Here is a 22,124-nt window from a genome sequence, read left to right on the forward strand (position 1 = left end):
TTTGAAATAAGGAGAGTAATACACATGGCAAATATTTTTACTCGTGTTAAAGATACAATTGTAGCTGATTTTCATGAACTATTAGATCAAAAAGAAGAGAAGCACCCAATGTCACATCTCAACCAATATATTCGAAAAGCAGAAGAAGAGGTAAAGCGGCTAAAAAAATTGATTGAGAGGCAATATGCAATTAAGCAAGAATACCAAAATGAATGGCAAAAAGCGCAATCGATGGTTGGAAAAAGAAAATCGCAACAAGCATTAGCTGAAGAGATGGGAGAAGAAGAATTAAAGCATGAAGCGGCAGAAGAATTGGAAAGATATCAAAGAAGAGCAGATCAACTAGCAGAAATGCTTAAGCAGAATAGCCAACAGCTTGATCAAGTGGAAACGAAATATGTACAAATGAAGCACAAGTTAAAAGACTTATATGTCAAACGTTTGGAATTAAAAGGGAGAGAAAATATAGCCCGCGTTCATAAAGGGATGAATAAGGTGCTTTATACCGAGTTAGTAGAAAAAAGCGAGTCGAAGTTTCAAGAGGTAGAAAACTATATTAAACGTTTAGAACAACAGGTGACATCAGATTATCGACTGCATACATTAGATGCAAGGTTTGCTGAATTAGAAAAAAAGGTTTCTACTTCTAAATAAGTTCATGGTACGCTATAACTAGAAGGATTAGGTATCGAAGTTCACTTTGATCCCTAATCCAACTAAATTGTGTATCATAAGAAATTGAGGGAAGCCCATGTTTAATTTGAAGAATATGCATGTGATGGATTATGTATTACTAAGCATTATTATTTTTTTAATCTTTGAAGCAATCTTCGTTCATACGGAATCATTGATCTGGATGGTTATTTGGCTTGTCATTATCTATCTGGCGCGTCAGCATTATTATCGTCCTTCGGGTCGAATGTTTTTTTGGATTGGTGTGATTGCGTTTGGAATTACTGTGATTAATACCATTACTTTTCAGATTGTACTATTTGCCGCACTAGTTATGTTCGTTTTACATTGGTATCAAAAAAATCAACGCACGAATTATCATCAAGTTCAATTCCCAATAGATCCACAGTTGAAACAAAAGAAAGTCTTATTTACAAACAAATGGTTTGGTAGACAACAAACACAAGGCCCGGCTTATGAATGGAATGATATTAACATGCAAGCGATTGCTGGTGAAACAATCATTGATTTAACTTACACTGTGTTACCAAAAGGAGAACCACTTATTATTGCCCGTCATCTTTTTGGCACAGTAAAAATTATTGTTCCATTTGATGTAGAAGTGTCGATTCACCACTCTGTACTTTTTGGAGCAGTAGATATTTTAAATCACCGTGATGAGGCTATTACAAATCGGGTGATTCACTTACAAACAGAGGCATATCAAGAAGCAAACCAGAAGGTGAAAATAGTCACATCAATGATTGCTGGAAAAATTGAGGTGACTCGTGAATGAAGACGATGATTACCCGTTCGATCATTATGGGAATGTTTCTTTCTGTTTTATTGGCCATTTTATTACTTATTATTTTTTTTCTGACTTTTCCGATCCAAAATTGGTTGGAGATTTGGGAGTACACATTTTGGAAAATTCCGTTTATACTATTTGTTTTATTAATTAGTTTGATTTTTGGCGCAAGTGTTGGCTTCATGATCGGTGTGTTTGGAAAAAATCAATTAGAAGCAATTGAAAAAGGAATAAATGATTTAGAAGGGGCAAACACAGATGTGATGATCAGATATGATGGCCCACTAGAAGATGTTGACCATATCATGACACGTATAAAAAAGGTGCAATTATATATTCAAGAACAAACGAAACGAACACAAAAATTAATCAGTGAGAGAGTAGAAAATCAACAAGAAAAAATCGAGGAAGTGATTACGCAAGAGAGAAACCGCTTAGCAAGGGAATTACATGACTCGGTTAGTCAGGAACTTTTTGCAGCCTCTATGCTTGTCTCTGCTATTAATGAAATGTCTATTTCAAAAACGGAAGAACTAAGAAACCCATTGCAACAGGTAGAGGCCATGATTCAACAAGCACAATTAGAAATGCGTGCATTACTGTTACATTTGAGACCAATCGCTTTAAAGGATAATTCTTTAAAGGAAGGTATGGATCAACTATTACAAGAGCTCGATCAAAAGATTCCCATGGAAATGCATTGGCAAGTGGAAGATGTATCTTTGAGCTCAGGGGTGGAAGACCATTTGTTTCGAATGCTACAGGAATCTGTATCGAACACATTACGACATGCGAAAGCTACAGTGATTGATATACTATTAATTAAACGTGAAAATGCTGTTATTTTACGTGTGTTAGATGATGGTATTGGTTTTAATGTAGAAGAAAAACAATCTAGCTCATACGGTTTAGCTAATATTTCAGAACGAGCAGCAGAAATTGGTGGTAAACTGCGTATCGTTAGTGTGCCAAATAAAGGAACACGAATAGAAGTAAGAGTTCCGATTATGGAAGTAGAAGGTGATGGAAATGATTAAGGTATTATTTGTAGATGATCATGAAATGGTGCGAATTGGTGTAAGTGCATACCTAGCTACACAGTCAGATATTGAGGTGATAGCAGAAGCTGATAATGGAAAAAAAGCTGTAGAGCTTGCACTTGAGCTTAGACCAGATGTGATCTTAATGGATATTGTCATGGATGAAATGGATGGTATTCAAGCCACAAAAGAAATTATTAAAGCATGGCCAGAAGCGAAAATCCTGATGGTTACCAGCTTTATTGATGATGATAAAGTCTATCCAGCCTTAGAAGCTGGAGCTACTAGTTATGTATTGAAAACCTCTAAAGCTAGTGAAATTGCAAAAGCAATTCGCAACACAAAGCGAGGGGAATCAGTCTTTGAAGCTGAGGTGACGAATAAAGTATTAACAAGGATGCGCACACAGAGAGAAACGGAACGCCATGATACATTAACAGCACGTGAACGAGAAATTTTACTTTTAATTGCTCAGGGGAAAACAAACCAAGAGATTGCGGATCAACTATTTATTGCACTGAAAACCACCAAAGTGCACGTCAGTAATATTCTAAGTAAATTAGATGTGCAAGACAGAACACAAGCAGCAATCTATGCCTATCAACATAAATTGATAGAGGGGGAATAGTCGTGGATAAGAAAAGTTTTATGAATGAATTAGCCTATCATTTAAGAGAATTATCAAGCCATGACCGGAATGATATTTTACAAGATTATGAAGATCAGTTTAAGATCGCTGAGATAGAAGGGAAAGATGAACAGTCCATTATTCTGGAACTTGGCACACCACGTGTAATCGCACAAAAACGATTGGCTGATCTTAATATTAGCCATTTTGATCAGGAAAATAGGTATCCTGCCGAACCTTCTTCAAACCCATCACGTAGTCCAATACGCTCGTTTGTTTTTGCACTTATTCTTATTGTATTTAATATAGTAATTGTACTCGGTCCAGCTGTGGCTCTAGTTGCTGTATGGATTAGTGTATGGGCAGTAGCAATGGCTTTTTCTTTGTCACCAATTGGATGGGTACTTTCCCTATTCTGGCGTCCTATATCGTCGATACTACCAGAGTTTTTTATTGTACTTACCCTGACCAGTATAGGAGTTTTACTTGCTATTGTTATGATTTATGTAACCAAAATATTATTTTTCGCCGTTAAAGGCTACTTAAAATGGAATATAGATGTTATTAGGGGGTGAATCAATTGAAAAAAATCGCAGGAATTGCACTTATAACAGGTTTGATTGGTTTAATTGGTATATTTATTTTTAGAAATGAGATTTTCTCTTATGATAATGGGGAGCAATTAATGGAGTTTACTGATTTTGATAAAGCGTCTATTAATCAATTAGATATTAATGTGGATGTGGTTGACCTTCAGATTGAGAAAAGTCCAGATCAATCGATACACGTTTCATTAACTGGACATGTGAGTAGACATTTAAAAGAACAAATGGATTATCAAGTTTATCAGGAAAATAATAAATTATTTATTAAATTAGATCAACGCAATAAGCCTTGGTTTTCCTTTCCGATACTCCCTTTTGGTGATAGCATGCAGTTGGATTTAGTGTTACAAGTACCAGACAAGCATTTTGAAAAGCTAACATTAGATTCAAACGTCGCAGACCTCTCGATAACCTATGGTGATTTTTCATCCATTAATATAACAAGTGATATAGGCGATATAGAAATGAAAAATACGAAGACAGCTCAAGTCGATGTAGAAACAAATATAGGTGATATTACTATCTATGATGGAATTGGTAGGTGGGATGTTGTTAGTGATGTAGGAGAAATATCACTTGAATTGTTGGAATGGAAGAAAGATATCATGATTCAATCCGATATTGGTGATATCGAAGTCTTTATTCAACAGATGCCTAAAGCGTTTCAAATGAATTTAGCCAGTGATGTAGGGGATGTTCATACAACAGGCGTAAGACAAGGCCGGACCCAAAATGAAAATGGAAATCTTTATATAGAAGTGGGAACAGATGGACCATTGATGGATGTTAGAAGTGATATAGGAGAAGTTGAAGTAGTAAGTGACTAAAGGTCTAAGCAAGAACTTATTTAGGTGTCTTAAAAGTATAAAAATCTAACCATAGCTCCAGCGACGGAAATACACTACTAGATGGATCTTTGGTTTGTGCTGTTCCTCAAGGATTCTCTGTGTATTTCCTTCGCCTGTATTCACCTTTTTGTATTAAAGACAGTTTATTGTTTAGGTAATAATATTTTTCTATTCAATAAGCAGAAGGTTGGATGACTCATTAAACACTTTAGCGCTCAACAAGCGAAGGCAACAAATGGACGACACTCTAGCAGGAAGCACGGGCTGAAGATCAAGTTATTCAAGCGGTCTTTGCTTGAATAACTTAGCTGAAGCCGTGCCTGCAGAAAGGGAGTCCCTTTGTTTCCGTAGCGAGATTCGAACCCTTCGTATCATGTTTTAAGGACCGAGCCACTTTTTGTCTAGTTTTTCTTAGACCACTTAAAAACCTAATGTTTCATTAGGAACTTTAATACGAAATGATAATTGATTATTTTCTAAATCAAATTGTTGAATCCGAACATTAAAGTTACTCTTTATATCCATCTGCGTTACAGCGACATGAATTTGTTCATTTTTAGGGTCAATCACAACCCAATCGGGGAGATCTACTTGTTTATTTACGTATTCTAAAATCTTATTTTTTGGTAGTAATAATAGGCCTAAGGACATCTCTTTCTGCTGTAAAATTAGATCTCCATTTTTTTGTACAATTGGTTCCATACGAATAGAAACGGGAATATCCGTATTAAACGCTCGAACCGAACCATGAAACTGTACGTCTTCTTCAAACTGAACGGTGTATTTTCCCTTTGTATCATGTAACGCTTTATCTAAATACGTATTGACCAATTGACTCAAATTTTGTTTACTTGAACGCACGGTGAACGCTGCTCCAGCCTTTTCCTCTGTCACTTGCTCAGGTATAGTTGGTGTATCTGCTGTAGGAGAAAAGAGTAAGATAAATAATAAAATAACAATAAATAAATTTATACTTAATAAACCAATAAATAACCTTTTCCAATTGCGTTGCATCGTTTGCCTCATTGTCTATATTTAACACCTTTCTAATTCTAAGTTATTCTTGTGTAATGGCATTTTGATGTTCTGTTTCTTCTTGTGCAGTCTCAATAGTAGGCCGGATATAAGTAAGGACACGCTCTCCAATCAATGTATAGCCCGTTGTATTAGGATGAAAATTGTCATCCGCTAATAAATCAACATCTCTAAGTTGAAAGAGATCATTTGTAGGAATGTAATGCAATTGAGGATGATTTAGGGTGAGTTGTCTCCCTGTTTGGTTCCAGTTATTAAGTATATTATCCAATTCCTCAATATCCTCAAAGTAACCTTCAAATGGATTGAAAAATCCAATTAAATAAATATCTGCTTCAGGACTGAGCGCTAACATCTTATCAAAAATTTTTTGTAGACGTTGTTTGTAAGCTTTTCTTTCTTGCTCGAATGGCTCTTCTTGGAGATTCATAAAATTTGTTTTAACGACTTTCATGATGTCATTTGCACCAATAGTAAGTAAAATCATATCGGCTTTTTTAATAGAGGCTTGAATTTTATCTTCTTCTAATCTTTTTAGCAACTGATCAGATCGATTTCCGCGCTTCCCATAATTTTCAATAGTGACTGCGTGTTCGTTATCAGACAGATTATCCTCAATTACACCAACATACCCACCATTGTTTGACAAGTCACCAACACCTTGAGTTAGTGAATCACCAATAGCCACAATTTTGTAATTGTTACGGACGAACAAACTAATCGTACTTTCTACAGCATTTTTTAGACTAGATGAAAAGTTATTTTCTTCCTGCGTCATTTCTTCATCTTTTTCTTGTACTTGTTCAATCACTTCTTCGATATTTTCTTCCGATTCAATAGTTGCTGTTTCATTTGATTGATCGCTTTTAAACCAAAAAAATAGAACAGTAATTATGCATAAAGTGAGTGTTACACCACCAAAAATGATCCAATTCTTTTTTCTATTCATTATGCTCACACCTATTTTTAAAAAATCAATGTTGGCCTATTCCCGTTTGCTTTATTGTATAAACTAGTGATGTAGAATCATGTGTAAATTAGCTTCATTATTTTATTATATGGTAGTGATTAATCATTTAGCAATAGTTAGGTCTATTTCCGTTCACATAAAAAAGCAGACATACCTAAGTAAGATATGTCTGTTTGATATAACGATGTCAGTAGAGTAATCAATGATTACGGCGAATATGATCAGCTTCTATAAATGGGCAACGATTTTCAATGATAGATGTATTATCACTGGTTGAGATCGTGGAAGCTTTTCTAAACCAAACAACAGAAGTGTCAGTAGGAATTTCTTTAATGGAACTACCTTCTGGTACATATAATACATCTATTGGTTGATCATTTTCAGATAAAGGTACGAGTTGGTAACCTAACTGTTGTAGTTTTGTTAGTTCCTCATCACCTTCAATTTGTCCAGCAACTACAATATTTTTCAATCGCAAACCAGCTTCTTCTCTAGCAAATGGTGAGGTGAATGCCCAGCGGATAATGTCATCTTCCGTAAGTTGAATAGTTGGTTCTGTATTCGTTGCCTTTGCTATTGCTTGATCTAAATCTTGTAAGATATCATCAATCGATTCCAAGCCAACAGAAAGGCGGATTAATTCTTCCGTAACGCCACTTGTTTTCAATTCTTCTTCGTTTAATTGTTGGTGTGTTGTTGATGCAGGGTGAATAATAAGTGATTTTGCATCCCCAACGTTAGCAACATGAGACCAAAGTTGAATGTTATCAATCACTTTTCTACCAGTATCTCGCCCTCCTTTAATGCCAAAGGTAATGACAGAACCATATGTTCCTGAAAGATATTTATGAGCCAATTCATGTGAAGGGTGTGACGCCAACCCTGGATAACTAACCCATTCTACTTGAGGGTGTGCTTCTAAATATGCCGCTACTTTTTTAGTATTTTCCGTGTGTTTATTAATACGTAAGTTTAATGTTTCTAGCCCTTGCAAGAAGTAAAATGCATTTTGAGGGCTTAAAGCAGGACCAATGTCGCGTAATAATTGTACACGTAATTTGATCGCAAATGCTGGTGGTCCAATATCTATACCAAAACGTATCCCATTGTAACTTTGATCAGGTTCTGTGAATCCTGGGAATTTGTCTTGGTTCCAGTTAAAACGTCCACCATCAACGACAACACCACCTATTGTAGTCCCATGTCCACCAATCCATTTTGTTGCAGAATGAACAACAATGTCAGCCCCCCAAGTAATTGGCTTGCAACCATAGGGACTAGCGAATGTATTATCAATAATTAATGGAAGGTTATTTTCATGAGCGACAGCGGCTACGGCTTCAATATCAAATACATTTAATGATGGATTAGTAATGATTTCACCAAAAATTGCTTTCGTTTTATCTGTAATTGCGGCACGGAAGTTTTCTGGATCTGTTCCATCAACAAATTTCACATGGATACCATATTTCGGTAACGTGTTTGAAAATAAATTATACGTCCCACCATACAAATTGCTATCTGTAATAATTTCGTCACCAGCTTGTGCAAGATTCAATATCGCTAATGTAATAGCAGAAGCACCTGATGCGGTTGCTACAGCAGCAACACCATCTTCAAGTAAAGCAATTCGCTGTTCAAAAGCATCTACTGTAGGATTCATGATTCTGGAGTAAATATTCCCTGGTTCAGCTAAAGCAAATAAGTTTTGAGCATGTTCTGTATCACGAAATACATAGGATGTTGTTTGATAGATTGGTACTGCTCGTGATCCAGTTGTAGGATCTACTTGCTGCCCACCATGTAATAAAGTTGTTTCTGTTCCTTGTGTCTGAAAACGTTTTGTCATTTTGAATACCTCCTAAAAATGAAATGGAACATACTCTTATGGAGCTAGGGAAGAAGAAATAAAAAAACCTCTTCTGTTAAGAAGAGGGCAATACGTGCGATTTCCTCCTCTTATCTATCAGGTATAACACCTGTAGGATTTGGCACCTTTTCAATAAAAATTGATGGTTGCCGGGCTTCGTTGGGCCTATTCCCTCTGCCACTCTTGATAAGAGATATGTACATGTTAGTAAGGATTATAAGTGAATAAATGAATGAAGTCAATAGACTTTTTTGAAAAGTCTGGCTTTTTCGTTAATTTTTTTATAAAAATGTTGAGAAAGTTTTTTATCGCGTCTTAACAGCGTAAAATTAGCTGCGAATGAGAGATCATTTTTTAATAGCAAATGAAAAATCTGTGCATATATTAACGATAGATAAGAAAAGGGAAGGTGAAAAACAGATGGATGAGCATGAGAAACGATCAGAGTTAGTAGAGGCAGGGCAGGACTTCGTTCGGAAAATGGATGAATTATTTTATAATCGGCCAAAGAATAACATTTTGAATGCGATCGATTCTTTTTTTCAGCAAAGCGGCTTACCATCACGCTTGGCTATTGATGTATTTGAGACAGAAACAGAGTGGGTTGCACAAGTGGACTTACCAGGTGTAAAAAAAGAAAATATTCATGTTGATATTATCGGAGATCGTTTGAAAATAATGGTAGATTATAATGAGGAAACAAATAAGAGCAATGAAAATAAAGATTACTATCATAGAGAAAGAAAACATCAACATGCAGAACGAATGGTGCAACTCCCTTATGTAGTAGATAAAAAAACAACAAAAGCGTCATTTCGAAACGGTGTGTTAGAAGTACGTGGACCTAAAAAAAAGAAGCCAAACAATTATCTCGAAATTGATTAGGGCGGATATTAGGACATGAAAGGTGGAGGGTGGATTCTCCACCTTTCATTAATGGTATTGCAGGAATTCTATCGCACCATTACTTGTCTTCTTAAACGGTGCAACAAAACGAAACGTACGGTCGTATAAATCGCTAGTGCGGTCCAAATACATACAAAAGCAATCATATGCGCAGATGTAAAAACCTCTTGATAGAGAAATACACCAATAAGAAGCATGAAAGTCGGAGCAATATATTGTAGAAATCCTACCATAGATAGCGAAATGCGTTTTGCACCAATAGCAAAAAGTAATAAGGGTACAGCTGTTATTGGCAAGAACCCCCAAAGTATATAAGCGAATGTGGCAGAAAATATGCCATTTTTGGTATGTGTTCCCCCCATGTTATCCCTCCTAACGATACCTGTTAGTTTACCTGTGCCGATAATGAAATACAATAACAAAATGATATCTAAAAAAATAGAGAACCTCTCTATAGGGCCTCGATTAAAAACAACGCAAAAATTGTTGAGTCTTAAAAGTAAAGATAAATTGACCACAATGGTATAATGAGATAACGGGAAGGAGAAAGGAGGAGTTACATTGGATGTAACTACAGTCACCTTATGGTTTATTCTTGTTTTTAATATGTTTTTGGCATTTGCCATTGTTTTCTTAGAACGTAAAAACGCAACCTCTACATGGGCGTGGCTTATGGTTCTTTTGTTCATTCCAGTGATTGGCTTTTTTCTTTATTTAATCTTTGGAAGAAAATTAAGTAATAAGAAAATGTTTATCTGGGATAACAAAAGTAGGCTCGGTGTACAACAAGCAGTAAAAGTACAATTAGAGTTACTAGAAGAGGGAAGTTTTCCAATTCCGGAAAATATGAAGGGGTATGAAGATTTATTTTATCTCCATCTTCGAAATGATGATGCGATTTTCACACATGATAATGAAGTGGAGATATTTACAGATGGAAAAAAGAAGTTTGATGCGCTTATTGCTGATATGGAACAAGCAACAGATCACATTCACCTTATCTATTATATTGTTCGAAATGATACATTAGGTGAACGCATTGCAGATACATTAATTCGAAAAGCACGAGAAGGGGTACAAGTACGTTTTTTATACGATGATATGGGCTCGAGGGGACTTAAGCAAAAATATATTAGAAGATTAAAAGACGCAGGAGTAGAAGTTGAATCTTTCTTTCCGCCACTTATCCCAAAAGTTAATTTTAAGATCAATCATCGAAATCATCGTAAATTAGCCATCATTGACGGTAAAATTGGATATATTGGTGGATTTAATATTGGAGATGAATACTTAGGTGCTAGTAAAAAGTTTGGTTATTGGCGCGACACCCATTTAAGGATTGTTGGTGAGTCAGTACGTAATATGCAAACGCGCTATATTCTAGATTGGAATCAAGCATCACACCATGATATTTTATATGAGGAAAGATATTTTAAATCAGAACCTAGAGGGAATGTTGGAATACAAATTGTTTCTAGTGGACCTGATTCTGAATGGGAACAAATTAAAAATGGCTATATAAAAATGATCATGGAAGCAAAAGAATTTGTATACATTCAAACACCCTATTTTATCCCAGATGAAAGCTTAGCTGATGCAATTCGTATTGCTGTGTTATCTGGTGTGGATGTGCGAATTATGATTCCGAATAAACCGGATCATCCGTTTGTCTATTGGGCAACCTATTCTTATATCGGTGAGCTACTAAAAGCAGGAGCTAAAATCTATATATATCAACGTGGTTTCTTACATGCAAAGACCATTGTCGTTGATGGAAAAATCGCATCAGTTGGTACAGCAAATATAGATGTTCGTAGCTTCCGTTTGAATTTTGAAGTGAATGCTTTTCTATATAGTGAAGAAATAGCAATACAACTAGTGAATGAATATCACAAAGATATCGCTTACTCATCAGAGCTCACACTTTCGTTATATCAAAAACGATCGTTATGGATTCGCTTTAAAGAATCTGTTTCTAGATTAATATCACCAATTCTTTAGAACGAAAAGAGGAATAAATATGGAATCAAAACCTTCTGTTGCATCATTAAGTGTAAAAAATTCTCATGTGCTACCTTCAGATACGAATGGACACGGGACATTATTTGGCGGACAATTAATGGCATATATTGATGATGTTGCAGCAATTAGTGCGACACGCCATGCGAGAAGGCTTGTTGTCACAGCATCAATTGATTCCGTTGATTTTTTGCATCCAGTTAAAGAAGGCGATACCATTTGTTTAGAAGCGTTTGTCACCTATACGCATCGGACATCTATGGAAGTGTTTGTTAAAGCTGTGACAGAAAACTTACTTACAGGAGATCGAAAAGTTTGTGCAAATGCTTTTCTTACCATGGTAGCAATTAACGAAAATAATCAACCGACTGAGGTCCCGGAAGTGTATCCAGAGTCTGACGAAGAGAAATGGTTACACCGTGAAGCAGAAAAAAGAGCGCAAATACGTAAGGATAGAAGGAAAATAGCGAAGGAAATGTCGGAACGTTTTGGGACTTCCTTTCCTTGGAATGAAACAAGTCGATTCGGCTAACATTCTTCTAGGTGTAACAGGGAATAAAATATAAGGAAGAGAACAGGAGTTGTCATAAACGATAGCTCCTTTCCTTGTATTATTCTTACTATAATACTGAACAAACGTTTGAGCAGTGTGAAAGGTGATTAATATGGAAATTTTAGCAGTCGAGAATGTAGTAAAAACATACGGAGATAAACAATTGTTTGATTATGTGTCATTTTCTATTTCGCAGAAGGAACGTATCGGACTAATTGGTGTAAATGGAACAGGTAAATCAACATTAATGAAAGTAATAGCTGGACTGGAAGATATGGATCAAGGTACTATTCACCATGCAAAAGACTTTCGCATCACATATTTAAATCAGGATCCAGAGTTAAACGAAACAAGCACTGTCTTAGAAGAAGTTTTTGCAGGAGAAGCAACAGTCATGGTATTAATGAGACAGTACGAACAAGTCCTGATAGAACTAGAAGAGCAGCCTAATAATCAAGCATTGCAAAATCAATTGATGCAATTGCAACAGCAAATGGATCGATTAGAAGCTTGGGATGCCAATACAACTGCAAAAATGATTTTAACTAAATTAGGAATAACCTCCTTTAACCAACCGGTACATCAATTGTCAGGTGGTCAAAAAAAACGTGTAGCGATGGCTAAAGCACTTATTCAGCCAGCTGATTTATTATTGTTAGATGAACCGACCAACCATTTAGACAATCAATCTATTGAATGGCTAGAATCTTATTTAAGTCAATATCAAGGTTCCATTATGTTAATTACTCATGACCGTTATTTTCTTAATCGAATTACCAATCGAATCATGGAATTGGATAAAGGGCAAATGTATCATTACATAGGTAATTACGAGACTTTTTTAGAAAAAAAAGCAGAACGTGAAGCATTAGAGAGGCAGAATGAACAGAAACATGCTAATACATTAAAGCGTGAGTTAGCATGGCTGAAACGTGGAGCAAAAGCTCGTTCAACAAAACAAAAAGCCAGAATTAATCGAGTAGAAGAAATGAAGCAGGAGACGTTTAATACGTCGGAATCTTCTTTGGATTTTCAAGTTGGTTCTAAACGTTTAGGGAAAAAAGTGTTGGAGTTACATGATGTATGTAAATCTTATGATAGTACAAATTACATTAATCACTTAAATTTACTTGTTACCCCAAAAGATCGAATAGGGATTATTGGTGCGAATGGTAGCGGTAAGACTACCTTATTGCAATTAATTGCGAATCGTATAGAACCTGATAGCGGGGAACTGGAGATCGGTAGCACTGTAAACATAGGTTACTACACACAAGATCATAGTGAAATGGACGAAAATTTACGCATCATTGATTACATTCGAAAAGTAGCAGAAGTGATTCATACAAAAGATGGAGAAACGATCACGGCAGAGCAGATGTTGGAACGCTTTTTATTTCCTCGTTCGCAACAATGGACATATATCCGCCGTTTATCTGGTGGGGAACGTAGACGACTCTATTTATTGCAAGTACTTATGCAGGAACCAAATGTACTTTTATTAGATGAACCTACAAACGACTTAGATGTACAGACATTAAGTGTACTAGAGGATTATCTAGACCATTTTCCTGGTGTTGTTATTACCGTTTCACATGATCGATATTTTCTTGACCGCGTAGCGAATCAATTGATTGTATTTACTGCACCAGGTGAAACAAGCTTGTTTTATGGTAATTATTCAGAATATATGGCAGATCTTGAGGAAAAACAGGCGAGTAAAACAGAGAATAGAGTAAAAAAAGACACCCAACATACAAAGCCTAAACGCAAAAAACTATCATATAATGATCAACGCAAATGGGAAACAATAGAGGATGAGATTGTAACGCTTGAAGAACAAATAAGTGAAGTACAAGAAGAAATTATTCATGCTGGAAGTGATTCAGAAAAAGTTCAGGCTTTATATGAAAAACAAACAGAGCTAGAAACGAAGTTAGAGGACAAAATGGAACGCTGGGAAGAACTATCTTTGTTAGTGGAAGAAACCGAGAAGTAAACATAATTTTCAAACAAATATTTCACTAATCGAAATAAATATGAAATAATATGGATATGAAATTAAAAATTGGAGGGAAGTAAAAATGGCAGACAAACAAATGCAAGAAAAATATGCAGAACTTGCTTTGCGAACAGGTGTTAATTTACAAAGAGGACAAGCACTAATGATTAACTCTTCTATTGAAGGAGCAGATTTCACACGAATAGTAGTGCGTAAAGCGTACGAATTAGGTGCGAAAGATGTATTAGTGAATTGGCAAGATGACACCATTACATTATTAAAATATCAGCATGCCCCAGAAGAAGTATTAACGGATATTCCAGAATGGCAAATCGAAAAACATTTATCATTCGCTAAAGATGGTGGAGCGTTGTTATCGATTCGCTCAACGAACCCAGATTTACTGAAAGATGTAGACCCTGCAAAGGTAGCTAAAGCACAAAAAGCGTCAAGTGAAGCAATGAAAGAATTTCGTAAATATACAATGAATGACCGAATTGCTTGGTCAATCATTTCTATTCCAACAGGCGATTGGTCGCAAAAGATCTTCCCAGGTAAATCAAAGGAAGACGCTAAAGAGGCTTTATGGGAACAAATTTTCAAAATTGTACGTGTAGATCAAGACGATCCAATTGCTGCTTGGGAAGAGCATAATCAAAATTTGAAAGATGCGCGTGAAGTATTAAATAAAAAACAATATCAAGCACTTCTATTTAAGGCACCTGGTACAGATATTCGCTTTGATTTACCAGCAGGACATGTCTGGAAAGGTGGCGCGGCGAAAACAACCGATGGTAATGCATTTAATCCGAATATGCCAACAGAAGAAGTATTTACCTTGCCACATAAATATGGTGTGAATGGTACTGTCACAAGTACGAAACCACTGATTTATGGTGGTAATATGATCGATAACTTTTCTTTAACTTTTAAAGATGGGAAAGTCGTTGATTTTAAAGCAGAACAGGGTTATGAAACATTAAAACATCTCTTAGAAACAGATGAAGGCGCTAGCCGATTGGGAGAACTTGCATTAGTACCACATGCATCACCTATTTCTCAATCTGGATTGATTTTCTATAATACCTTGTTTGATGAAAATGCTTCTTGCCATATTGCACTTGGAAAAGCATATCCAACGAATATACAAGGCGGATCAGATATGAATGAGGAAGAATTAGATAAACATGGTGTGAATGATAGCTTAACACATGTCGATTTCATGATTGGTTCAGGAGAACTAGATATTGATGGAGTAACAGCTGATGGAAACACAGAAGCAGTATTCCGCAAAGGCGCCTGGGCGTTTTAGTGAAAATTACTAGCTCCTAAAAGATGCGTCTAGTCATGAAAAGATAGATCATCGACAGCTTTGCTGGAGATGATCGCATGCTTTTCCGGCGAACGCGCCAATAATTCGGCGAACGCGCCAATAATTCGGCGAACGCGCCAATAATTCGGCGAACGCGCCAATAATCCGGCGAACGTGCAAACTCCATGCTACCTTACTTCTGTTTAAAATAGCTACTTATCATTAGTAAGATTAATGATAAGTAGCTAAAAATTAAGACAGCAATTTGTTTTTTATTAATACACCACGGATTATCGGATAACTGTAATCCTCACCCAGCTTTTCCTTTAGTTCTTTAAGTTTGGGTTCAGTTAACGTTGTTTGTGCATCCAACACTTCTTTTTCTTCCGCTTCAGAGAAGAATTTACTCCACTCGATCGTATACCCTTCTTGAACGCATTGAAATAAATGATTCATGATGGTTTGTTCTTTTATCTCTCTCATTTGTGCAATTTCTTCGATCGTATATCCTGCTTGATCTAAGTCGTAACTAATTAAATGACTTGGCTTTTTATCATCTGCATTTGTCTCATTAGCTGTTGTCCAAGTGATAATTTCATTGATAAAAGCTTCTCCATATTGTTGGTATTTTTTCTCGCCTACACCTTTTATTTTTAACATCGCTTGCTCTGTTTTTGGATAATAGGTACTCATCTCTTTTAAGGCAACATCCGAGAATAAAATATAGGGTGGAACACCTTGTTGATCGGCCATTTTCTTGCGTAATATTCGTAGTGCTTCAAATAATCCTTTATCATAATCACTAGCATCTTGCTGTTGAACGCTAGTCTGTATCATCCATATTTGTTGTTTCCCTTTTAAAACTGATTCTGCATGCTTGGTTAATTGTAAAGTGGGATAACGTTGATCACCTGTCGATAAATAGCCTTCCGCCACTAAGTAATGAATAAAATTAGTAATTGCTTTTTCTGTTTGTTTAGCCATTAATCCATAGGTGGATAACTTTTCAAAGCCAAACTGTTTTATCTTTTTATCTTTCGATCCTTTGAGTACTTTTGCAGTTAAACCTGCACCAAATCGTTCTCCCATTCGTTTCACACAGGATAGTACCATTTGTGCTTCTCTTGTTGTATCCGTCTGTTCTCCTTTTTGTTGACAATTACTACAATTTTCACAGCCATTTTTTAATGAATAATCATGGAAATATTCCAACATAAACTGTTGTAGACAACTGTCTGTATGACAATAATTAATCATGGACTGTAATTTTTTGTATTCATTCGCTTTTTTATCCGTATCCATCAACGATTGTTCAATAAGAAATTTCTGCAAATGTATATCTTGACCAGAAAATAGTAAGATGCAATCACTTGGCTCTCCATCGCGACCTGCACGGCCGGCTTCTTGATAATAGGATTCGATATTCATTGGTAACGCATAATGAATAACGTAACGAACATTGGATTTATCAATCCCCATGCCAAAAGCATTTGTTGCGACCATAATGCTAGCCTCTTCTTGGATGAAACGATTCTGTTCTAGCTGTCGTGTCTGTTCACTTAGTCCGGCATGATAACTAGCTACGGCATATCCTTTTTGCTTAAGTTGAGATGATAAGGAATCGACTTGTTTCCGTGTTGGAGCATAGATGATTCCGGATTCATGGGTGTGCTCAGCTAAATAGTTCTTTAGAAAAGTCTGCTTATCTTGTCCTTTAATTACATGAAAGGAGAGGTTTTTTCTGGCGAAACCTGTATTTACAACAGCGTGATCTTTAACATTTAGTAATGCTTGAATATCCTTTATTACTTCTTTCGTAGCAGTTGCGGTTAACCCCATTACAAAAGGGAGGTTTGGCAACGTGGCAATCGTGGAAACAATCGATCGATAACTTGGACGAAAGTCATGACCCCATTGTGAAATACAATGCGCTTCATCAAAGGCAAGAAAAGCTAGCTTAATCTGTTTGATTATTGCTAAAAATTGGTGATGATCAAACCGTTCTGGTGCAACATAGATAAATTGATAAGCACCATTTCGAAGAGAGATAAGGCGTTCTTGTTGTTCAGCACTAGATAATGAACTATTAATATACGTAGCGCTTATTCCTAGGTTCTCTAATGCATCTACTTGATCTTTCATTAAAGAGATTAATGGAGAAACAATAATAGCTGTGCCTTCTAAAATTAAGCCCGGAATCTGATAACATATAGATTTCCCTCCACCTGTTGGCATGATGCCTAAGGTGTTTTCTTGATGCAATATATGTGAAATAACTTCTTCTTGACCAGGTCGAAACGAATCAAAACCGTAATATTCTTTTAACACACTTTTTGCTTGGTCTAACATAAACATTCATTCCTTTTTCAGTGCATACTATCCTTTTTAATCATAACGCATCGCTCCACATGTCGAAAGGATTGTTTTTAATTTTACAAAAAGAATAAGTCTTCTTCATTTACATGAGAAGAAACAATCAGTAAACTAACGTTATACTATTTTTCCGAATACTAACAGGTCGAAAGGGGGAGGTAACATTGATAGATTCATTCTTACTAGAATTTATGATCATTGGTTTACTCGGTGTAGGATCCCAATGGATTGCCTGGCGTTTTCGTTTACCAGCGATTGTTGTTATGTCCATTATTGGATTATTAGCAGGTCCTATTTTTCATTTAATACATCCAGAACAAGATTTTGGTGATTTATATAGCCCGTTTATTTCCGTTGCAGTAGCAATTATTTTATTTGAGGGAAGTTTAAACTTAAATTTTAAAGAGGTAGTAGGCTTAGGAAAGCCTGTCTTTCGAATTGTAACATGGGGAGCATTTATTAGTTGGATGCTTGGTTCGTTAACTGCTCATTATGTTGCTGGTTTATCATGGGAAGTCTCTTTTGTTATTGGTGCTATCTTTATTGTGACAGGTCCTACTGTTATATTGCCACTGCTACGTCAATCAAAATTGAAACCAAGACCTGCAAAGATATTGAAGTGGGAAGGAATCATTGTTGACCCCTTTGGTGCATTACTTGCTGTATTTGCATTTGAAATCATTGTATTTTTCACAGGTGAAACATCAACCATTTATTCATTACTATATTTCATTCTAGCATCTATATTTGCTGTTATCTTAGGTGTTGTGTTTGGTAAATTTATTGGAAAGTATTTTGAAGAGGGACGTGTACCTGAATATTTAAAATCATCTGCTGTGTTAATAGCAGTCATTGCCTGCTTTACCATTGCAGATGAAATAGCCCATGAAACAGGTTTACTTGCTGTAACCGCAATGGGGATCACATTAGCGAATATGGGGATTGCCTCTATTAGGCAGATGCGTCACTTTAAAGAAGATATCTCTATTTTACTTGTTTCTGCAATATTTATTATGCTTACAGCCTCTTTGACAAGAGAAACATTGATGCAAGTATTTCAACCAGAAATTATTGGTTATGTGTTACTTATGTTGTTTCTTGTACGTCCCTTATCGATTTTCTTATCAACGATTCGTACCGATTTAAAGATTCAAGAAAAAATATTAATCGGTTGGATTGCTCCGCGTGGAATTGTAGCTCTTACGGTAGCTAGTTACTTTGCTTCCGTCTTAATGGAGGGTGGATTTGAAGGTGCAGAAATCGTTACATCACTAACATTTGCTCTTGTGTTTTTTACTGTTTGTGCACATGGTTTTTCTATTGGCTGGCTTGCGAAGAGACTCCATTTGTCCTCCAATGGGAAACCAGGTGTGCTAATGGTAGGGAGTAATCAATTTTCTGTTGCGTTTGCGAATGTAATGAAAAAATTAAATATTCCCATCCTTATTACCGATTCTTCATGGGAAAGATTGCACAAAGCACGCCAAGCTGGTATACCTTTTCACCATGGTGATATTTTGTCAGAGCAAACAGAATATACGATAGATATGACGCCATATGATTATTTAGTCGCAGCAACAGAATATGATGCTTATAATGCACTTGTTTCCTCTACGTTTGTTCCAGAGTTTGGAAGAAAAGATGTTTACCGGTTATCGATTCAACGTAATAGTGGAGATTTAGAAGACATGGATCATACAATTGGAGGTAGGGTGTTGTTTGATGAGAAGTTTGCCTTCGATGATTTAACACACAAAGTGGAGATTGGCTATGTATTTCGAAAAACAACACTTACACAACAATATACGTTTGATAACTATGTCAATAATTGTGAATCAACTACGGTGTTATTGTTCTTATTAAAACAGAACGGTGTTATCCGTTTCTTTACAGAAGATGCATCCGTAACACCTGAAAGAGGAGATGTGGTTGTTAGTTTAACACCTCCAAGTAAGGAATTTAATAAGATAAAAGATAAAATAGAAGAACAACGCAAACAAAAAAATAATAGGATTTAAAATTGAAAATCCGGACATTTAGTAATTTAGTTCATAATTTCGTAGATGTTCGGATTTTTTTCTATAGTACGGCCCGAATGAAAATTAAATAATGCCAATCACTTTTTCGTTAACAAATTAAAAAATTACAAGTTTTATATAATAAAAATCGGGTATGTAAAACTATAAAGTTTGAAATGAAAAGTCTTACAACATGTTCAATAATGCACATTATATTTTTTAGTCTAAATGGTAAGGTCAAGTTATATGATAATGATAAAGGTGGTGATCATAAATCATAGCTTAAAAATGGAAATCATTTTTAGAGGATTTGTAAAGAAAAGAGAGTATTTTAGCCAATACTTACATAAAGCCGAATCATTTTTATCAAAGGCGGAAATTTGTGGTAATGTTACAAATAATGCGTTTTCAATCCGTTTGTTAACAAATTTGGATTAATTTATAATTGGGTTAGTGTGAAAATTTTGAGCTAGCTTTTAAAAGAGGAGGACATGATTCGTTGAAAATTATCAAAGCAATAGATAATTTCTTTTTAAAGTTAGAAGAGATTATCTTAAGCTACTCCGTTATTTTAATAGCAATAATGGTAGTAGGAAATGTACTTAGTAGATCAATCACTGGATCTAGTTGGGTATTTGCCAATGAAATAAGTTTATTTGCTGTTATTATTGCTACATTCATGGGGATTAGTTACGCAGCAAGGAAAGGGCGCCATATTAGTATGTCAGCTTTTTATGACCTAGCCCCATATCGCGTTCGAAAAACTTTAGCTATACTTATTCCTTTTGTTACTGCAATTGTGCTATTTGTAGTAGCATACTATTCTTACTTATATGTTGTTTCTGTACACGAAAGTGGGACAGTAACCTCCGCATTACAATTACCAGTAACATACATGTTAATTTTCATCCCCATCGGCCTAGTTCTAGGCGGTATTCAATACTTGCGAAATGTTTGGGTTAATATAGTAAACAAAGAAGTCTACTTGGGGACAGATGTGAAAGATTATAACGATGAAGATAAAGAGAGTAAAAAGGATGATATGGAAGATCAAATTCGTGTCTGAGAGGTGTGTAAGAAACAAAGCTAAAGGCATCCGTGCAAAAACATAAGATAAAGAAAATCGTTATAGAAAGGATTACATTATGTTAACGACACTATTGACTATTATGGTCGTATTATTATTATTAAACTTTCCTATGATGATTCCTTTAATTGCTGCCCCATTAGTGGTTATGTTGATTTTTTTTCCAATGATGGATCCAATGCTGATGATGCAACAATTAAAAACAGGAATCGAATCATATGTATTATTAGCGGTACCGTTATTTATTTTCGCTGCCGATATTATGACAACAGGAAAAACCTCAAATCGATTATTAGATTTCATCGGTTCGTTTGTTGGGCATATTAGAGGGGGCTATGCAATTACGACTTCAGCTGCTTGTACATTATTCGGCGCTATTTCAGGATCAACACAAGCTACAGTAGTTGCAATAGGAACACCGATGCGTCAACGTCTGCTAAAAGCAGGATATAAAGATTCCAGTGCCATCGCGCTAATTATTAATTCGTCTGATATTGCTTTACTTGTTCCACCAAGTATAGGCATGATTATGTATGCATTGGTATCTGGAACTTCTGTTGGGGATCTTTTCTTAGCGGGTATTATTCCTGGTACACTCGTATTTCTATGCTTTGCTATCTATAGTTATCTTCACGCACGAGTACATAATATCCCACTTGCGGATAAGAAAACATGGGCAGAGCGTTGGAAATACACAAAAAAGGCATTATTACCTTTAGGCTTCCCTATCATTGTTATTGGTGGACTGTATTCAGGTTTATTTGGTCCAACGGAAGCAGCAGGTATTTCTGTATTTTATGCATTCATTTTGGAAGTGGTTATCTTTCGTTCTATTAAACTAAAAGACTTACCTAATGTTGCTTTATCTACTGGTCTAGTAACTTCAGCAGTATTTGTTTTAGTTGCAGGTGGGCAAGCATTTACTTGGTTAATTTCATTTGCCAGAATACCGCAGCAAATTACTGAAACAGTATTAGGTACAGATCCAAGCCAATTATATGTCCTGCTTATGGTTTCATTATTTTTCTTTGTTGGTTGTATGTTTGTTGATCCGATTGTTGTTATTTTAATATTAACACCAATCTTTATGCCTTCGGCTCAGGCTGCTGGAATTGACCCAGTACATTTAGGAATTATTGTGACATTCCAAGCTGCACTAGGATCTGCCACACCCCCGTTTGGAGTGGATATTTTTACAGCTAGTGCCGTATATCAAAAATCCTATTTAGATGTTATTCGGGGTACACCTCCGTTTATCATTATGCTACTGGCAATAGGTATTTTATTAATCTTAGTTCCAGATATCTCACTCGCTTATCGTTGGTTCCTACCATCATAAGCAGTGATATCATATATTAAAAAATCAGGAGGTAATCAA

18 protein-coding genes, 1 pseudogene and 1 riboswitch are annotated in these 22,124 nt (G+C 35.8%); of the genes and pseudogenes, 14 read left to right on the forward strand and 5 right to left on the reverse strand.

Going from position 1 to position 22,124, the window contains the following annotated elements; all coding sequences use genetic code 11:
- Positions 1–24: 24 nt before the first annotated feature.
- The 6 genes from BN1058_RS01585 to BN1058_RS01610 all read left to right on the forward strand — a co-directional run bounded on the left by BN1058_RS01585 (position 25) and on the right by BN1058_RS01610 (position 4,580).
- Positions 25–654 (forward strand): PspA/IM30 family protein, encoded by a 630-nt coding sequence (locus tag BN1058_RS01585; RefSeq protein ID WP_090851896.1) that lies wholly within the window; start codon positions 25–27, stop codon positions 652–654.
- A 97-nt stretch (positions 655–751) separates the two neighbouring features.
- Positions 752–1,468: a cell wall-active antibiotics response protein LiaF gene (liaF, locus tag BN1058_RS01590; RefSeq protein WP_090851899.1), complete on the forward strand. Its 717-nt coding sequence runs from the start codon at positions 752–754 to the stop codon at positions 1,466–1,468.
- Complete coding sequence (locus BN1058_RS01595; RefSeq protein ID WP_090851902.1) at positions 1,465–2,517, forward strand: sensor histidine kinase; 1,053 nt, start codon at positions 1,465–1,467, stop codon at positions 2,515–2,517. Before liaF ends, BN1058_RS01595 begins: the two co-directional genes overlap by 4 nt.
- Positions 2,510–3,148: a response regulator gene (locus BN1058_RS01600; protein ID WP_090851906.1), complete on the forward strand. Its 639-nt coding sequence runs from the start codon at positions 2,510–2,512 to the stop codon at positions 3,146–3,148. Before BN1058_RS01595 ends, BN1058_RS01600 begins: the two co-directional genes overlap by 8 nt.
- Before the next feature lie 2 nt (positions 3,149–3,150).
- On the forward strand, positions 3,151–3,723 hold the full coding sequence (locus BN1058_RS01605; RefSeq protein WP_090851909.1) for a DUF1700 domain-containing protein: 573 nt from the start codon (positions 3,151–3,153) through the stop codon (positions 3,721–3,723).
- A gap of 5 nt (positions 3,724–3,728) precedes the next feature.
- On the forward strand, positions 3,729–4,580 hold the full coding sequence (locus tag BN1058_RS01610) for a DUF4097 family beta strand repeat-containing protein (RefSeq protein ID WP_090851912.1): 852 nt from the start codon (positions 3,729–3,731) through the stop codon (positions 4,578–4,580).
- A 441-nt stretch (positions 4,581–5,021) separates the two neighbouring features.
- Here BN1058_RS01610 and BN1058_RS01615 read toward each other — a convergent pair whose 3' ends face one another.
- The 3 genes from BN1058_RS01615 to BN1058_RS01625 form a co-directional block, all read right to left on the reverse strand.
- Positions 5,022–5,615: a YpmS family protein gene (locus BN1058_RS01615; protein ID WP_255306945.1), complete on the reverse strand. Its 594-nt coding sequence runs from the start codon at positions 5,613–5,615 to the stop codon at positions 5,022–5,024.
- A 43-nt stretch (positions 5,616–5,658) separates the two neighbouring features.
- Entirely contained in the window at positions 5,659–6,585 is a 927-nt protein-coding gene (locus BN1058_RS01620; protein ID WP_090851916.1) for an SGNH/GDSL hydrolase family protein, read from the reverse strand.
- A 220-nt stretch (positions 6,586–6,805) separates the two neighbouring features.
- Positions 6,806–8,455: an O-acetylhomoserine aminocarboxypropyltransferase/cysteine synthase family protein gene (locus BN1058_RS01625; RefSeq protein WP_090851919.1), complete on the reverse strand. Its 1,650-nt coding sequence runs from the start codon at positions 8,453–8,455 to the stop codon at positions 6,806–6,808.
- Between the two features lie 107 nt (positions 8,456–8,562).
- Positions 8,563–8,669: riboswitch (SAM riboswitch) on the reverse strand.
- 227 nt (positions 8,670–8,896) lie between these two features.
- On the opposite strand from BN1058_RS01625, the gene BN1058_RS01630 reads away from it, so the two are divergent.
- Entirely contained in the window at positions 8,897–9,361 is a 465-nt protein-coding gene (locus tag BN1058_RS01630; RefSeq protein ID WP_176694414.1) for an Hsp20/alpha crystallin family protein, read from the forward strand.
- A gap of 68 nt (positions 9,362–9,429) precedes the next feature.
- On the opposite strand, the pseudogene BN1058_RS01635 reads toward BN1058_RS01630, so the two are convergent.
- Positions 9,430–9,675 (reverse strand): annotated as a pseudogene (locus BN1058_RS01635) (EamA family transporter); the annotation flags it as partial.
- Between the two features lie 268 nt (positions 9,676–9,943).
- Between BN1058_RS01635 and cls the strand changes: the two are divergent.
- The 4 genes from cls to BN1058_RS01655 all read left to right on the forward strand — a co-directional run bounded on the left by cls (position 9,944) and on the right by BN1058_RS01655 (position 15,268).
- Positions 9,944–11,383, forward strand: a complete 1,440-nt coding sequence (gene cls, locus BN1058_RS01640; protein ID WP_090851925.1) for a cardiolipin synthase — start codon at positions 9,944–9,946, stop codon at positions 11,381–11,383.
- Positions 11,384–11,402: 19 nt separating this feature from the next.
- Positions 11,403–11,933 (forward strand): acyl-CoA thioesterase, encoded by a 531-nt coding sequence (locus BN1058_RS01645; RefSeq protein WP_090851928.1) that lies wholly within the window; start codon positions 11,403–11,405, stop codon positions 11,931–11,933.
- Positions 11,934–12,066: 133 nt separating this feature from the next.
- Positions 12,067–13,953 (forward strand): ABC-F family ATP-binding cassette domain-containing protein, encoded by a 1,887-nt coding sequence (locus BN1058_RS01650; RefSeq protein ID WP_090851931.1) that lies wholly within the window; start codon positions 12,067–12,069, stop codon positions 13,951–13,953.
- Between the two features lie 85 nt (positions 13,954–14,038).
- Positions 14,039–15,268 carry an aminopeptidase gene (locus BN1058_RS01655; protein WP_090851935.1) on the forward strand — a complete coding sequence of 410 codons (1,230 nt, stop codon included), beginning with the start codon at positions 14,039–14,041 and terminating at the stop codon, positions 15,266–15,268.
- 252 nt (positions 15,269–15,520) lie between these two features.
- On the opposite strand, the gene recQ is transcribed toward BN1058_RS01655, so the two are convergent.
- Positions 15,521–17,617: a DNA helicase RecQ gene (recQ, locus tag BN1058_RS01660; RefSeq protein WP_090851938.1), complete on the reverse strand. Its 2,097-nt coding sequence runs from the start codon at positions 17,615–17,617 to the stop codon at positions 15,521–15,523.
- A gap of 188 nt (positions 17,618–17,805) precedes the next feature.
- On the opposite strand from recQ, the gene BN1058_RS01665 reads away from it, so the two are divergent.
- The 3 genes from BN1058_RS01665 (at position 17,806) to BN1058_RS01675 (ending at position 22,085) form a co-directional block, all read left to right on the forward strand.
- Positions 17,806–19,659: a cation:proton antiporter gene (locus BN1058_RS01665; protein ID WP_090851941.1), complete on the forward strand. Its 1,854-nt coding sequence runs from the start codon at positions 17,806–17,808 to the stop codon at positions 19,657–19,659.
- Positions 19,660–20,158: 499 nt separating this feature from the next.
- The gene (locus BN1058_RS01670; protein ID WP_090851944.1) at positions 20,159–20,725 is read left to right on the forward strand and encodes a TRAP transporter small permease; all 567 of its coding nucleotides are present in this window, start codon (positions 20,159–20,161) and stop codon (positions 20,723–20,725) included.
- A gap of 79 nt (positions 20,726–20,804) precedes the next feature.
- A complete protein-coding gene (locus BN1058_RS01675; protein WP_090851947.1) occupies positions 20,805–22,085 on the forward strand; it encodes a TRAP transporter large permease in 1,281 nt (426 codons plus the stop codon).
- Positions 22,086–22,124: the final 39 nt, after the last annotated feature.

This window comes from Paraliobacillus sp. PM-2, from assembly GCF_001368815.1.
GTDB lineage: Bacteria > Bacillota > Bacilli > Bacillales > Amphibacillaceae > Paraliobacillus.